12 protein-coding genes and 1 pseudogene are annotated in these 14,642 nt (G+C 74.2%); 7 read left to right on the top strand and 6 right to left on the bottom strand.

What is annotated here, in order from left to right; genetic code table 11:
• Positions 1 to 105: 105 nt before the first annotated feature.
• Complete coding sequence (locus ACZ6Y7_RS20375) at positions 106 to 1,116, bottom strand: MBL fold metallo-hydrolase (RefSeq protein ID WP_465759292.1); 1,011 nt, start codon at positions 1,114 to 1,116, stop codon at positions 106 to 108.
• 190 nt (positions 1,117 to 1,306) lie between these two features.
• Complete coding sequence (locus ACZ6Y7_RS20380) at positions 1,307 to 2,236, bottom strand: GNAT family N-acetyltransferase (protein ID WP_465759293.1); 930 nt, start codon at positions 2,234 to 2,236, stop codon at positions 1,307 to 1,309.
• 265 nt (positions 2,237 to 2,501) lie between these two features.
• On the opposite strand from ACZ6Y7_RS20380, the pseudogene ACZ6Y7_RS20385 reads away from it, so the two are divergent.
• The 3 genes and pseudogenes from ACZ6Y7_RS20385 (at position 2,502) to ACZ6Y7_RS20395 (ending at position 5,805) form a co-directional block, all read left to right on the top strand.
• Positions 2,502 to 3,826, top strand: a pseudogene (locus tag ACZ6Y7_RS20385) (MbnB/TglH/ChrH family RiPP precursor modification enzyme).
• A gap of 29 nt (positions 3,827 to 3,855) precedes the next feature.
• Positions 3,856 to 4,953, top strand: coding sequence for a TIGR04222 domain-containing membrane protein (locus tag ACZ6Y7_RS20390; protein ID WP_465759294.1), 1,098 nt, complete (start codon positions 3,856 to 3,858; stop codon positions 4,951 to 4,953).
• Between the two features lie 69 nt (positions 4,954 to 5,022).
• On the top strand, positions 5,023 to 5,805 hold the full coding sequence (locus tag ACZ6Y7_RS20395) for a TIGR04222 domain-containing membrane protein (protein WP_465759295.1): 783 nt from the start codon (positions 5,023 to 5,025) through the stop codon (positions 5,803 to 5,805).
• A 121-nt stretch (positions 5,806 to 5,926) separates the two neighbouring features.
• Here ACZ6Y7_RS20395 and hemQ read toward each other — a convergent pair whose 3' ends face one another.
• From hemQ to hemE, 4 genes are all read right to left on the bottom strand, one after another.
• Positions 5,927 to 6,652, bottom strand: a complete 726-nt coding sequence (hemQ, locus tag ACZ6Y7_RS20400; protein ID WP_465759296.1) for a hydrogen peroxide-dependent heme synthase — start codon at positions 6,650 to 6,652, stop codon at positions 5,927 to 5,929.
• Positions 6,649 to 8,079, bottom strand: coding sequence for a protoporphyrinogen oxidase (gene hemG / locus ACZ6Y7_RS20405; protein WP_465759297.1), 1,431 nt, complete (start codon positions 8,077 to 8,079; stop codon positions 6,649 to 6,651). The genes hemQ and hemG overlap by 4 nt, the downstream gene beginning before the upstream one ends.
• 34 nt (positions 8,080 to 8,113) lie before the next feature.
• Entirely contained in the window at positions 8,114 to 8,704 is a 591-nt protein-coding gene (locus ACZ6Y7_RS20410) for a Uma2 family endonuclease (RefSeq protein ID WP_465759298.1), read from the bottom strand.
• A gap of 109 nt (positions 8,705 to 8,813) precedes the next feature.
• Positions 8,814 to 9,917, bottom strand: coding sequence for a uroporphyrinogen decarboxylase (gene hemE, locus ACZ6Y7_RS20415; RefSeq protein WP_465759299.1), 1,104 nt, complete (start codon positions 9,915 to 9,917; stop codon positions 8,814 to 8,816).
• A gap of 146 nt (positions 9,918 to 10,063) precedes the next feature.
• Between hemE and ACZ6Y7_RS20420 the strand changes: the two genes are divergently transcribed.
• From ACZ6Y7_RS20420 to ACZ6Y7_RS20435, 4 genes are all read left to right on the top strand, one after another.
• Complete coding sequence (locus tag ACZ6Y7_RS20420) at positions 10,064 to 10,726, top strand: DUF3000 domain-containing protein (RefSeq protein ID WP_465759300.1); 663 nt, start codon at positions 10,064 to 10,066, stop codon at positions 10,724 to 10,726.
• A gap of 320 nt (positions 10,727 to 11,046) precedes the next feature.
• Positions 11,047 to 11,763, top strand: a complete 717-nt coding sequence (locus tag ACZ6Y7_RS20425; RefSeq protein WP_030288221.1) for a response regulator transcription factor — start codon at positions 11,047 to 11,049, stop codon at positions 11,761 to 11,763.
• Between the two features lie 152 nt (positions 11,764 to 11,915).
• Positions 11,916 to 13,166 carry a ribonuclease D gene (locus tag ACZ6Y7_RS20430; protein WP_465759301.1) on the top strand — a complete coding sequence of 417 codons (1,251 nt, stop codon included), beginning with the start codon at positions 11,916 to 11,918 and terminating at the stop codon, positions 13,164 to 13,166.
• 231 nt (positions 13,167 to 13,397) lie between these two features.
• Positions 13,398 to 14,642, top strand: a complete 1,245-nt coding sequence (locus ACZ6Y7_RS20435; protein ID WP_465759302.1) for a thiolase family protein — start codon at positions 13,398 to 13,400, stop codon at positions 14,640 to 14,642.

Consider the following 14,642-nt stretch of genomic DNA (forward strand, 5'->3'; position numbering starts at 1 on the left):
CCTCGGGAGTGCGTGCGGGGTCAGGCCGGGCAGTGGCGCCGGGGGCGCGGGAGCCGTACGGGCGCCGGTGCCGGTGTACTCCCGGGCGGCGGCGCGGTACGGGCGTCAGCCCCGGGCGGTGCGCGGGCGCGGGATCCGGGCGGCGTCCTCGGCCAGCTCCCGGGCGACCAGCGCGACCTGGCCCATGGCTTCCAGCGCGCCCGGCGCGGCCGAGCCGTCCAGGTGCCGGTACTCGGCCGCGACGGTGAGCACCAGCCGCTCGGGCAGCCCGAGTTCGGGGTGGCGCTGCTCGGCGATCACCCGTCGGGCGGCGTCCAGCGCGGGTATCCCGGCGGCGTGCAGGGTGTGGGCGCGCTCGCGGACGTAGGCGAGGTAGCCGATGTGCTCCTGGACGCCCTCGCGGTCGAGCACCGGGCCGTGGCCGGGGACGAAGATCTCCGCGCCGGTGGCCAGGGCCTGCTCGCAGGCGCCGATGATGTTCTCCAGCGGGCCGGCCCAGTGCGAGGGGTGGTCGCCGGGCTGCTCGGGCGTCGAGGAGAAGATCACGTCGCCGGTGAACACCGCGCGCTGGTGCGGGAGGTGGACGATCAGGTCCCCGCCGGTGTGCGCGGCGGGCAGGCTGGTGATCTGCACGGGGTAGCGCCCGACCTTCAGCTCCAGCTCACCGGTGAAGACGGTGTCCGGGTGCACCGGCTCGGTGGCGGACCAGTCGAAGGCCCCGAAGTGCTCCTTGAGGTAGCCGCCGAGCAGGGAGTCCGGGTCGCTGCCGGTGACCAGGGCGTGCTGCTGCTGGGGGGTGGGCTCCCAGTGGATGTGCTCCAGGGCCTCGCGGGTGGCGATCACCTCGGCGTCCGGCAGCACCCCGGCACCCCACAGGTGGTCACCGTTGGCGTGGGTGACGACCACCCGGTCGATCTCGACCCCGGCCGGCAGCAGCCGGCAGCTGGCGGCGAGGAACTCCCCCGCCATCGACGGGTCGTAGGGGGTGTCGATCCAGAGCGCGGTGGTCTCCGAGGCCAGCAGTCCGCAGTTGGCCAGGCCCCAGCCCCGCTTCGGGGGGAGCCACACGTACAGGTCCTCGGCAATCGCGCTCACGTTCGCACGGTTGATCGTCATGTGCGCGATTATGCCCATGATGTGCCGAGGGCGGGGCAAAACCTGTACGGCCGAGCGGAGTTCATGGCCGGTCTCGCCCGTGCTGTCCGGATTCGCACCACGTGGTCGAGACCATTCGTCTCGCTGCTCGGGACAACCGGTGGACACTCCGTGGGCCCGACCCCGCCGTCGGGCGCCCCGGCACCCTCGGTCACTTCAGGTGCTTGATGCCCTTGCGCTCCCCGGCGCAGCGCTCGTACCCCAGCCACGCGTTGATCGCCAGCATCGGCGCGTTGGTCTCGTCGTTGGAGGTGTACGCGCGCCGGAATCCCGCCGCGGACGCCAGGCGCAGCGACTCCAGCTTGGCCAGCTTGACCAGGCCGCGCCCGCGGAACTCCCGGCGGGAGGCGGAGAACGCGGACCAGTAGCGGTCCACCCCGTCGGTCTGCGCCAGCGTGAACGCGGCCGGTTCGCCGTCCACCACGGCGACGGTGCTCATCCCGAGGTCGAGGTCCGGCCGGGCCCAGTCCCCGCGCAGCCACTCCCCGTAGTCCAGCGCGTCCATCGGCACCTCCCCGGGCTCGTCACGGATGGCGTCCGCATCGACCAGGAACAGCGGGTACGGGTCGTCGGCCCAGTCGGCGGCCGGGCGCAGCTCGACGCCGGCCGGCCGTACGGGCGGCTGCGGCAGCGGCAGCGTCAGGTCCCGGCCGCCGAACTGCGCCGCGCGGCCGAGCTCGTAGCCCCGGGCCGCGCCGAAGGCCAGCGAGGCCGGCTCGTCGTCCAGCCAGGTGTGCAGCTGCGTCACCCCGTGCGCGGTCAGGTGCCGTTCGGCCTCGGCCAGCAGCGCGGTGGCCGCACTGCGGCGGCGGAACTCCGGCAGCACGCTGCCGTTGGCGTAGCCGACGCCCGCGGTCGAGGTGCCGCGCGCCAGCCCGCAGCGCACCGCGCCGACCACCCGGCCGTCGCACTCCGCGACGAAGGTGCGGAAGTGCTCGTCAGGGTTCGGCCGGTCGTTCAGCCAGAGCAGGGCCTCGGCGCTCATCACCAGGTGCTCGCGGCCGGCCCGGTGGGCGACGGCCACGGCCTCGGCGTCGGCGGGGCGGAAATCACGGATCATCAAGGGGTGCACGGGAGTCATGGCTTTCCACGCTAGCCGGACGGGCTCGTCCGCGCCTCCGACTTTTCCCCCGGCAGGGCGCCCCACCTGCGGGAATGCCCGCAGAAGGGACCAAAGCCCCTCATCGGCGCGAGGGCAAGCTCAAATAATGCTCTGAGAAGACCGGGTGAGGCTTGGCAGCCACCTCGCCCGGGGACATCCTCAGCACCACGGCCGCGCGGTCCTGGCGACGACGCCCGCACCGCCCGACGGCCCTCCCACCCAGCCCTCCGAAGGGGGCGAACCGATGACTTCCCCTGCCCTGGACCAGCCCGTACGGGCCACCGGCGGGCCCGCCTCCGCCACCCGCCTGGGCGTCGGCCTCGGCTGGCGCAGCGAGATCGACACCGTGGTCGAGCGCCAACCCGGCCTGGACTGGGTCGAAGTGGTCGCCGAGAACGTCTGCGCCGGCCACCTGCCCGACTCGCTCACGGTGCTGCGCGAACGCGGCGTCACCGTCGTCCCGCACGGCGTCGGCCTCGGCCTCGGCGGCGCCGATCGGCCGGACCCCGGCCGCCTCGGCAAGCTCGCCGACACCGCGCTGGCGCTCGGCTCCCCGCTGGTCACCGAACACCTGGCCTTCGTCCGGGCCGGCGGCCTGGAGGCCGGGCACCTGCTGCCCGTCCCCCGCACCCGGGACTCGCTGGAGGTGATCGCCGAGAACGTCCGGATCGCCCAGGACCAGCTCCCGGTGCCGCTCGCCCTGGAGAACATCGCCGCCCAACTCGCCTGGCCTGACGACGAGTTCACCGAGGCCGAGTTCCTCGCCGAGCTGGTCGCGCGCACCGGCGTCCGGCTGCTGATCGACGTCGCCAACCTGCACACCAACCGGGTCAACCTCGGCGTCGACCCGGCCGCCGAACTCGACCGCCTGCCACTGGAGGCGCTCGCCTACGTCCACGTGGCCGGCGGCACCCTGGTCGACGGCGTCTGGCACGACACCCACGCCCACCCCGTCACCGCACCGGTGCTGGAGGTGCTGGCCGAACTCTGCGCGCGGGTCGCGCCGCCCGGCGTCCTGCTGGAGCGAGACGCCGACTTCCCGCCGCCCACCGAGCTGGCCGGTGAACTGGACGCCATCCGCCGGGTGCTGGAGGGGAGCACCCGCTGATGAGCGACCCGACCACGGCACCCGGCGCCGGCCCGGTCCGCCCCGCGGCGGCCGAGGCCGGCACCGAGTCCGCCCGGGAGCGCCTGGCCCGGCGCCAGGAGGAACTGCTGGCCGCCCTGGTGGCCGGCGGGCCCGTCCCGCCCGGTTTCGACCCGGCCCAGGTCCGCGCCCAGTCCACCGGCCTCGCCGCCAAGCGGCGCGACACCACCGCCAAGGTGGCTCCGGAACTGCCCCGCCTGCTCGGCGCGCGGTACCGGTCGCTCTTCCTCGGCTACGCCCGCACCCACCCGCAGACCGGCGGCTACCGGGCCGACGCCCGGGCCTTCGCGCAGTGGGTGCTCACCGACGGCGGCCCGCTCGCCGCCGACCACCGCCGGGCCCTGGAGCAGTGGCTCCACCCGGTACCCGCACGGCCGCACGGCCCGCTGGCGCGACTGCGCCGGGCCCTGCGCGACCGGTGATTCCGACGTCATCCCCGGGGGAACCGCCCATGTGGCACAACACCTACTTCGTCATCCCGACCGTCCTGCTGGTGGCCGCGGCCCTGTACGCCTCCCAGACCAGGCAGCGCATCGGCCACGTGCCGTACCCCAAGGGCCTGCCCGGCCGCGGTCTGCCGCTGCTCGACGCCGCCTTCCTGGCCGGGGGCCCGGGCCGGGTCTTCGACACCGCGCTGGTCCGGATGCACCTGAGCGAGCAGGTGGTGATCAGCCGCTCCGGCCTGGTCACGCTCACCGGCTCCCAGCCCTACGACGAGGTCGACCAGGCGATCGGAGAGGCCGTCGGCCCCACCGGGAGCCGTGAACTCGCCCCGCTGCGCCGGATGGTGATGCGCTCGGCCGCCGTCCAGCGGATCGGCGACCGGCTCGCCGACCGCGGTCTGCTGCGCCGCCCCGAGCGGCTGCGGCGGGCCCGCACCGCCCGCCGGCTGCTCTGGCTCGCCATGCTCGTCGTCGCCGCCTTCGCCGTCGCCTCCGAACTGATCGACGACGGCGCGTACGGCCACGAGCGCCCCGCCCTCTGGCTCCCCGCCGTCCTGCTGGTCGCGGGCGCCCTCACGCTGGTCGTCACGAGGCCGGCCAGGGGCCGGATCACCCCGGCCGGGATGCGCCAGCTGAGCCTGATGGGCGGCTCCCCGTGGACGCCGTCCTCGGGGGTGTCGCCCGCCCTGGCCGGCGGCGCGCTGCTGGGCGCGCTCGCACTCGGCGGACTGGCCGCCGCGGGCCTGGACAACCAGGAGCTGGAGGCGGCGATGCTGGCCGCGGCGGTGCCGGAGGAGGAGGTGGAGGAGCTTGCCCGGCAGGCCTCCTACTCCTCGTCCTCCTCGTCTTCTTCCTCCTCCTCGTCCGCCACCTGGTGCGGCTCCTCCTCGGACTCCGGCCCCTCCGGCTGCGGCTCGTCCAGCTGTGGGTCGAGTTCCGGCTGCGGCTCCTCGTCCTCCGGCTGCGGCTCCTCGTCCTCCAGCTGTGGCTCCTCGTCCTCCAGCTGCGGGTCCTCGTCGTCCTCCAGCTGCGGGTCCAGCTCCAGCTGCGGGTCCTCGTCGTCCTCCAGCTGCGGGTCGAGCTGCGGATCGAGCTGCGGCTCCTGACGTCACAGTTCGGTATCGCGGGCCGGGAAGGCGTTCCCCGCGCCGTCGGGCCAGGCATACAACATGGCCATGTGGTTGCTCTTCCTGATACCGGCCTGCGTCGCGGCGGTGCTGTCCTGCCTCCGGCTGGTCCGGATGACCGCCACCGCCGACGCCCTCGCCGACCAGGACGGGCCGCGCCCGCCGGAAGCCGTCGGCATCGGACTGTACGAGACCGCCTACCTGGCCGGCGGTCCGGACCGGGTCGTCGAACTGGCCCTGGTCCTGATGGCCGGCCGGGGCCGTCTGCACCTGGCGCACACCGGCTGGACCACCGTGGTCGACCCCAAGGGGCGCAGCCGCCTGGAACGGGCGGTCATCGCCGCCGTCGGCCCCGAGGGCCAGTGCCGCACCGACGAACTGCGCCGGGCGGTGGCCGAGCACCCGACCGTGCTGGAGATCGGCGCCCGGCTCTCGCTGGCCGGTCTGGCCACCCCGGCCACGGTGCAGCGCAGCACCGTGGTGGTGGTCCGCCAGGTCCGGCACGCGCTGCTGCTGACCGTGCTGCTGCTGACCGCCGCGCTCGCCATCAGCGGCTTCACGGACGGTGACACCCTCGCCCCGCTCGCCTGGTTCTCGCTGCCGCTGGTGCTCACCTCGGGCACCCTGCTGATGGCCCGGGTCGACGTCTACCCCTACACCCGCTGGGCGTCCCCGAGCGGCCAGGAGGTGCTGCGCGAGGTCCGCCCCGCCCGTCAGCGCGGCCTGGTCGACGACGAGGAGCGCGAACTGCTCACCGCCGTCGCCATGAACGGCCCGGCCGCCCTGCCCGACCCCCGGCTGCGCGCCGCCCTGCGCCCGCACCGCACCTGACCGGGCCCAACGGCCGTCCGCCCGCGGCCGCCCGTCTCCACCCGCGCCCGCCCGCGCGAACGCCCGGAGGCCGGCTCCCCCGCGGCGGGGGAACCGGCCTCCGGAGGAGGACGTCGCGAGCTCAGACCAGGCCGTTGATCAGCTCGCCGACCGGCTTGCGGCGGCCGGTGAAGAACGGCACCTCCTCGCGGACGTGCAGCCGGGCCCGGGAGGGGCGCAGGTCGCGCATCAGGTCGACGATCCGGTGCAGCTCGTCCGCCTCGAAGGCGAGCAGCCACTCGTAGTCGCCGAGCGCGAACGAGGCCACCGTGTTGGCCCGCACGTCCGGGTAGCCGCGCGCCATCATGCCGTGCTCGGCGAGCATCGCCCGCCGCTCCTCGTCCGGCAGCAGGTACCACTCGTACGAGCGCACGAACGGGTACACGCAGACGTAGTCGCGCGGGCGCTCGTCGGCGAGGAAGGCCGGGATGTGCGACTTGTTGAACTCGGCCGGGCGGTGCAGCGCCATGTTCGACCAGACCGGCTCCAGCTGACGGCCCAGACCGGTGCGGCGGAAGCGGTTGTACGCCTCCTGCAGGTCGTCCGAGTCCTCGGCGTGCCACCACACCATGAGGTCGGCGTCCGCCCGCAGCCCGGAGACGTCGTACGTGCCGCGCACGGTCACGTCCTTCGCGGCCAGCTGCTCGAACAGCTCGTCCACCTCCGCGGCCAGCGCGGTGCGGTCCTCGGGCAGGGCGCCCTTGAGCTTGAACACCGACCACATGGTGTAGCGGATGACCTGGTTCAGGTCGCGCGCCTTCTTCTTCTCGGGCCGCTGCTCCGGCTGCCGCTCAACGCTCTCAGTCATGCGCCCATTGTCCTCTCCGTGGAACCGTCCCCGGTCGCCGGGGTCAACAGTCTGTCGACGGCCGCGGCCGCGGCGGCGGCCGAGCCGATGCACGCCGGGATCCCCACCCCGTCGTACGCGGCGCCGCACAGCGCCAGCGCGCCCACCCGCTCGGCCGCCGCCCGGACCCTGGCCACCCGGTCCACGTGGCCCACCGGGTACTGCGGCAGGCCCGCCGTGAAGCGCGAGACGAAGGTGTCGTACGGCCGGGCGGTCAGCCCGATCGCCTCCCGCAGGTCCGCCAGCGAGCGGGCCACCAGCTCCTCGTCCGGCAGGCCCAGCGCCACCTCCTCGCGGTGCCGGCCCAGCGAGGTGCGCAGCAGGAACGCGTCCGGAGCGGAACGCGCCAGCCAGCCCCACTTGTTGGAGGAGAAGGTCGACGCCTTGATCCGCCGCCCGTCCACCGGCGGCACCAGGAACCCGCTGCCGCTCGGGAGTTCGGCCAGGTCGGAGCGCCGGAAGGCCAGCGTCACCAGCGCCATGCCCGCGTACTCGACGGCGTCCAGCTCACCGGCGGCCGCCGGGGCGGCCGCGCGCAGCAGCCGGGCGGCGGCCGGGGCCGGGACGGCCAGCACCACCGCGTCCGCGTGCAGGACCTCGCCGCCGGTCACCACCCGCCAGCCCTCGGGCGTGCGGCGCAGCTCCTCCACCGGGGCGTCCGTGCGCAGGTCCACCCCCGCCTTGACGCAGGCCGCGGCGACGGCCTCCGGCAGGGTGCCCAAGCCGCCGCGCAGGCCGTTGAAGACCGGCGTGCCGGTCACCGTCGCCCGGGACGTCAGCGCGCGCACCCCCTCGACCAGCGACCCGCCGCCGCGCGCGATCCCCAGCAGCTGCGGTACGGCGGCGCGCAGCGAGATCTCGTCCGCCCGCCCGGCGTAGACGCCGCCCAGCAGCGGCTCGACCAGCCGGTCCACCACCTCGCGGCCCAGCCGGTCGGCGACGTAACGCCCGATCGCGACGTCCTCGCCCACCTCGGTGGGCTCCTCGTGCCGGGCGCGATCCAGTCCCTCGGCGGTGAGCACCCCGGAGGCCGCCAGCGCCTCCAGATCGCCCGGCACGCCCATCACCTGTCCGCCCGGCAGCGGCCGCAGCGCCCCGCGCGTCCAGATCGCCGCCTTCGCGGTGGTCGGCGGCTCCAGCTCCTCGCCCAGCCCGACCGCCCGCGCCAGCTCCACCGCCTCCGGGCGCCGGGCCAGCACCGACTCGGCCCCCAGGTCAACCCGGACCCCGCCGACCTCCCCGCCCCACAGCTTTCCGCCGACCCGCCCCGACGCCTCCAGCAGCGTCACCCGCGCCCGGGCCGCCCCTCCGGCCGCCCCACTCAGGAAGGCGGCCGCAGCCAGCCCCGCGATCCCACCACCGACGACGACGACCCGTGCATCCGACATGCTCCGCAGTCTCGCAGGTCCTTACGCCGAACCCTCAATCCCCCGCACGCCCGCCGCTCGGTACCAGCCCGTCCAGATCGATGCTGATCGGGAACGGCACCGGGCGTTCGAGCTCGCCCCGGAAGATCCCGGCCGGGACGTAGGAGGAGGTCACCGTCTCCAGTTCGAAGACGTGCACGACCGGCAGGCCGGCCTCCTCCTCGACGATCCAGTAGTGCGGGATCCCCGCTTCGGCGTACTTGCGGACCTTGACCGTACGGTCGCGGTGCGCGGACTCCGGCGACACGACCTCGACCGCGAGAGCGACCTCGGCCGGGGCGCGCCAGGCGCGATCGGGGTCGAGGGCGACACCGGACACCACCGCATCCGGCTCCAACCGGTTCCGCTGGTCCAAGGTCACCGGCATCCGGCTCTCCACGAGCACCCCGTCCGGGGCGATCGCCTCCAGCGCGGAGGCCAGCCGCCCGACGGCCCGGTCGTGCCAGGGGCATTTGGGCGCCGACCGGAACACGAGCGCACCGTGCAACAGCTCGGTGTGCGGCGGCGCCTGTGGCAAGCGGTCGAGATCGTCGGCGTACCAGCCCTCGACCCTGGGCGCGTACATCCAGTCCGGCAGCTCCCTCACGGGCCCAAGGTAGCGAGCGTCGGGACGCCGTGGACCGCCGCCGAGGGGGTGTGGTAACGCGATGCGGCCCCCGCCGGACGTCCGGAGGGGGCCGCAGGAGGTCCAGGGGTCAGCGGGCGCTGGTCTCGTGGACGTAGGCGACGAGACGGCTGAGGGCGTCCGGGTCCATGGAGGGCAGGACGCCGTGGCCGAGGTTGAAGACGTGGCCGCTGGTACCGAGCGCCTCGGCGGCCTCCAGCACCTCGCGGGCCTTGGCCTCGACGACCTCGGTGGGCGCGAACAGCACGGCCGGGTCGAGGTTGCCCTGCAGGGCCTTGCCCGGGCCGACCCGCTCGGCGGCGACGTCCAGCGGCACCCGCCAGTCGACGCCGACGACGTCGGCGCCCGCCTGGCTCATCAGGCCGAGCAGTTCGCCGGTGCCGACGCCGAAGTGGATCCGCGGCACGCCGTACCCGGCGACCGAGTCGAAGACCTTGGTGCTGGCCGGCATCACCGAGCGGCGGTAGTCCTGGGGCGCGAGCGAGCCGACCCAGGAGTCGAACAGCTGGACCGCCGAGGCGCCGGCCTCGATCTGCACCTTCAGGAAGGCCGAGGTGATGTCCGCGAGCCGGTCCACCAGGGCGGCCCACAGCTCGGGCTGCCCGTACATCATGGCCTTGGTCTTCTCGTGGTTCTTGGACGGGCCGCCCTCGACCAGGTAGCTGGCCAGCGTGTAGGGGGCTCCGGCGAAACCGATCAGCGGGGTCCCGCCGAGCTCGTCCACCAGCAGGCCGACGGCCTCGGTGATGTAGGGGACGTCGTCCGGCTCCAGCGGGCGCAGCCGCTGGAGGTCGTCGGCGGTGCGGATCGGGTCGGCGATGACCGGGCCGATGCCGGGCTTGATGTCGACGTCGATCCCGACCGCCTTGAGCGGCACCACGATGTCGCTGAAGAAGATCGCCGCGTCCACCCGGTGCCGGCGCACCGGCTGCAGGGTGATCTCCTTGACCAGCTCCGGCCGCATGCAGGAGTCCAGCATGGGGATGCCCTCGCGGACCTTCAGGTACTCGGGCAGCGAGCGGCCGGCCTGGCGCATGAACCAGACGGGCGTGTGCGGCACCGGCTCGTGCCGGCAGGCGCGCAGGAACGCGGAGTCGTACGCGGCGCCGCGGCGCGCGGGGGTGGTCCGGCCGTCGTGGGTGGCCGCCGTCGTGTCTGCCGTAGTCTCGCTCACGCGTCAAATCTTCGCACGCGTCCCGGGGGCCTCCTTCCGGGCGCTCTCGTCGGTTCCTCCAAGATCTGCCCGGGTTTGCCGTTCCGGCACGCCGCTGGGAGAGAAGTTGCGGCGATAACCCGGCTTCTCGACCTAGTCTTCGGGGCATGGCAGCGGTCGGAGGGCACCCCGCGCAGGGTGGCGGAGCAGGTGGCGGAACGGGTCACGAGGGGGCGCCGAGCGAGTTCCGGGCTGCCGTGGCGGCCCTGGACGGGGCCCGACTGCGGCCCGAGGTGCGGCTCTCCCCCGCGCCGGCGCCGCGCCGGCTCGCCCCGCACTCCTTCGCGGTGACCGCCGAGGTCGAGGTGGACGGCGAGGAGCTGGCGGACGGCCGACTGGTGCTGCTGTACGACCCGGCCGGGCAGGAGGCCTGGAACGGGGAGTTCCGGGTGGTCACGATGACCCGGGCCGAGCTGGAGCCGGAGATGGCCGGCGACCCGATGCTCTGCGAGGTCGGCTGGGTCTGGCTGATGGACGCGCTGCAGGCGCACGGCGCCGGGTACGCGGAGCCGTCCGGCACGGTGACCAGGTGCGCCTCCCAGTACTTCGGCGGCCTCGCGGACCGCCCGTCGTCGACCGAGATCGAGATCCGGGCCTCCTGGACGCCGGCCGACGGCCGTTTCGAGCGGCACCTGGCGGCGTGGGCGGACCTGCTCTGCATCAGCGCCGGCCTGCCGCCGGCCGCGCCGGCCCCGCAGGGGCCCGCCGAGGTGCCGTCACTCGGTGGAGTGGTCCCGATGCCCGCCCGGCGACGCCCCCGGTCGCACTGACGGGTGGCGTCCGGGCCCGACGGCACCGGACGGCCGGACGCCACCCCCAGGGCTGACGGAGTGTGACTTCCGACCCGCTCTGCGTCAATTAACCGGTCACAACTGACCGATCTGCGTCGAATCTGATCGATTTTGTGCGAATACCAGGCATGTCGCATCAATCATTTGCGCGATTTGTCCGTATTGTTACTCACTAGATCGTGATCTTTCGCTAAAGCCGGGCACGGTAGCTGCCGAAGCAGACTGTGACCCTTTCCGAACGCGGAACACTCCGACCGCCCCCATCGGGGTTCCGTCCGCCACTCCCCGCAGGAGGCCTGGTGTCGGTCCTTCTTGAGCACCCCGCAAACGTGGTCGCCTACCGCCCGACCAAGCCCACCGCCATGGTGGTCATCGCCGATCCCCGCGTCCGAAACACCGTCACCCGTCACCTGTGGGCGCTCGGCGTCCGGGACGTGATCGAGGTGTCCTCGATCGCCGAGGCCCGCCCCCGGGTCTCCACCCCCCGCGACATCTGCGTCGCCGACGTGCACCTGCCGGACGGCTCCGGCCTGACCATCCTCGCCGAGACCCGCGCCGCGGGCTGGCCCAACGGCCTGGCGCTGTCCGCCGCCGACGACATCGGCGCGGTCCGCAGCGCGCTGGCCGGCGGCGTCAAGGGCTACGTCGTCACGGGCACCCGGACGAACGTCGCGATGCCGGGCCGCCCGGGCCTGCCGCTCGGCGCCGCCGGACTGGCCGGCCGGATGCGCCGCCCCGGGATGCCCGGCATGCCGGGCGCCGCCGGTGCCCCGGGCGCCCCCGGAGCCCCCGGCGCGCCGGGCCCGCAGCAGGCCGCCTACCGCGAGCTGTCCGGCCGCGAGGTCGAGGTGCTGCGGCTGGTCGCCGAAGGGCAGTCGAACAAGGCGATCGGCGTGGCCATGGGCCTGTCGGCGCTCACCGTGAAGAGCCACCTGGCCCGGATCGCCCGCAAGCTGGGCACCGGCGACCGCGCCGGCATGGTCGCCGTCGCGCTGCGCACCGGAATCATCCACTGAGCCGACGGCTCCGGACCGCCGCGGCGGCCGAGGAGGAACGTTTCCTCGTCGGCCGCCGCGCCTCGTCCGGAGCCCGGCGCCACGAACGGGCGAGCGCCTCCTGACCAGTCCGACAACACTCCCGGTCGCGAGGACCGTCGTACCCTTGGGGGGTGACCGACGCCGTAGCAGCCATCCCAGAAGAAGCAGCCCCGGTCCCGCTCCTGGAACCGAAGGAGGGGATCCCGCCCGTCGTGGCGGACGAGGAGGGGCTGGCCGCGACGATCGCCTCCTTCGCCGCGGGCACCGGACCGGTCGCCGTCGACGCCGAGCGCGCCTCCGGCTACCGCTACGGGCAGCGCGCCTACCTCATCCAGCTGCGTCGCGCGGGTTCCGGCTCCGCCCTGATCGACCCCATCGCCTGCCCCGATCTCAGCGGGCTCAACGACGTCCTCGCGGACGCCGAATGGGTGGTGCACGCGGCCACCCAGGACCTGCCCTGCCTGGCCGAGGTGGGCATGAGACCGCGGCGCCTCTTCGACACCGAGCTGGCCGGGCGGATCGCCGGCTTCGCCCGGGTCGGCCTCGGACCGATGACCGAGAACGTGCTGGGCCTCAGCCTGGCCAAGGAGCACTCGGCGGTCGACTGGTCCACCCGCCCGCTGCCCGAGCCCTGGCTGCGCTACGCCGCTCTGGACGTCGAGGTGCTGGTCGAGCTGCGCGACGCACTCGAACAGGAGCTGGACGCCCAGGGCAAGCTCGGCTGGGCCATGGAGGAGTTCGCCGCGATCGCCGCCGCGCCCCGCCCGGCCCCGCGCACCGATCCGTGGCGGCGCACCTCGCAGCTGCACAAGGTCCGTCGGCGCCGTCAGCTGGCCGTGGTGCGCGAGCTGTGGCTGGCGCGCGACCGGATGGCGCAGGAGCGGGACGTGTCCCCCGGCCGGGTGCTCTCCGACGCCGCGATCGTGAACGCCGCGCTGGCCATGCCGCTGAACATCGCCGCGCTGCAGGCCGTCCAGGGCTTCGGGCCGCGGGTGCACCGGCGTCAGCTGGAGCAGTGGCTGGCGGCGGTGCAGCGCGGTCGGGAGATCCCGGAGGCCCAGCTGCCGCCGGCCGCCGCGCCGCACGACGGACCGCCGCCGCCGCGGGCCTGGGCCGAGAAGGACCCGGTGGCCGCCGCCCGGCTCTCCGGCGCGCGCACCGCCGTCAGCGAGCTGGCCGAGCGCCACCACCTGCCGGCCGAGAACCTGATCACCCCGGACCTGGTCCGGCGGGTCTCCTGGGAGCCGCCGGCCGACCGGAGCCCCGAGGGCGTGGCCGCCGCGCTGCGCCGGCTCGGTGCCCGGCAGTGGCAGGTGGACCTGGTCGCGCCGTCCCTGGCCGCCGCGTTCGCCGCGGCCGCGGCCGCCACGGCCCAGGCCTGACCCGGCAGGACCCCGGAAGGGGGTGCCGTCCGCACGGACGGCACCCCCTTCGTCGTCCCCGGGGAGAGCCCTCCTGGTCGGACGTGTCGCGGGACACACGGTCGTAACCTTCCGAGGGGCCTGGGCAGGTTGGTTACCGACCGGTAGCATGGCCGTGATGCGGCGCCGCTCGGGTCTTCGCCGGCGGCAGCCTGTCCACCTCAAATGTTGGTCCCTGGGAGGAGAGCCCCCGTGCCTCGTACCGCGAGGGACGTCGTCTTCGTCGATGGCGTCCGCACCCCGTTCGGCAAGGCCGGCCCGAAGGGCATCTACCACGAGACGCGCGCCGACGACCTCGTCGTCAAGTGCATCCGGGAGCTCGTGCGCCGTAACCCGAACCTGCCCGTCGAGCGCATCGACGAGGTCGCCATCGCGGCCACCACGCAGATCGGCGACCAGGGTCTGACCATCGGGCGCACCGCCGCCCTGCTGTCCGGCCTGCCGAAGTCCGTGCCCGGCTACGCGATCGACCGCATGTGCGCCGGTGCGCTGACCGCCGTGACCACCACCGCCGGCGGCATCGCCTTCGGCGCGTACGACGTGGTCGTGGCCGGTGGCGTCGAGCACATGGGCCGCCACCCGATGGGCGAGGGCGTCGACCCGAACCCGCGCTTCGTCTCGGAGAAGCTGGTCGACGAGTCCGCCCTGTTCATGGGGATGACCGCGGAGAACCTGCACGACCGCTTCCCGCACATCACCAAGGAGCGCTGCGACGCCTACGCCGTGCGCTCGCAGGAGAAGGCCGCCAAGGCGTACGCCAACGGCGACATCCAGCCCGACCTGGTGCCGATCTCGATCCGCAACACCAACCCCGAGGTCGGCGAGACCGGCTGGGGCCTGGCCACCGTGGACGAGCCGATGCGCCCGGGCACCACGATGGAGTCCCTCGCCGGCCTGAAGACCCCGTTCCGCCCGCACGGCAACATCACCGCGGGCAACTCGGCCGGTCTGAACGACGGTGCCACCGCCTCGCTGCTGGCCGCCGAGGACGTCGCCGAGGAGCTCGGCCTCCCGGTCAAGATGCGCCTGGTCTCCTACGCCTTCGCCGGCGTCGAGCCCGAGGTCATGGGCATCGGCCCCGTCCCGGCGACCGAGAAGGCGCTGGCCAAGGCCGGTCTGACCATCGACGACATCGACGCGTTCGAGGTCAACGAGGCCTTCGCCGTCCAGGTGCTGGCCTTCCTGGACCACTACGGCATCGCGGACGACGACGAGCGGGTCAACCCGTTCGGCGGCGCGATCGCGTTCGGCCACCCGCTGGCCTCCTCCGGCGTGCGCCTGATGAACCAGCTGGCCCGCCGCTTCGAGCAGCGCCCGGACGTCCGCTACGGCCTCACCACGATGTGCATCGGCTTCGGCATGGGCGGCACCATCATCTGGGAGAACCCGCACTGGAGCGGTGCGACCGAGAACACCGAGCTCGAGGGTGGTAAGTGA

It is taken from the genome of Kitasatospora sp. NPDC053308, assembly GCF_055585785.1.

Coding starts and splice junctions, on each gene's coding strand:
- ACZ6Y7_RS20375 (WP_465759292.1), bottom strand. CDS start 1,116: ATGACGATCAACCGTGCGAACGTGAGCGCGATTGCCGAGGACCTGTAC.
- ACZ6Y7_RS20380 (WP_465759293.1), bottom strand. CDS start 2,236: ATGACTCCCGTGCACCCCTTGATGATCCGTGATTTCCGCCCCGCCGAC.
- ACZ6Y7_RS20390 (WP_465759294.1), top strand. CDS start 3,856: ATGTGGCACAACACCTACTTCGTCATCCCGACCGTCCTGCTGGTGGCC.
- ACZ6Y7_RS20395 (WP_465759295.1), top strand. CDS start 5,023: ATGTGGTTGCTCTTCCTGATACCGGCCTGCGTCGCGGCGGTGCTGTCC.
- hemQ (WP_465759296.1), bottom strand. CDS start 6,652: ATGACTGAGAGCGTTGAGCGGCAGCCGGAGCAGCGGCCCGAGAAGAAG.
- hemG (WP_465759297.1), bottom strand. CDS start 8,079: ATGTCGGATGCACGGGTCGTCGTCGTCGGTGGTGGGATCGCGGGGCTG.
- ACZ6Y7_RS20420 (WP_465759300.1), top strand. CDS start 10,064: ATGGCAGCGGTCGGAGGGCACCCCGCGCAGGGTGGCGGAGCAGGTGGC.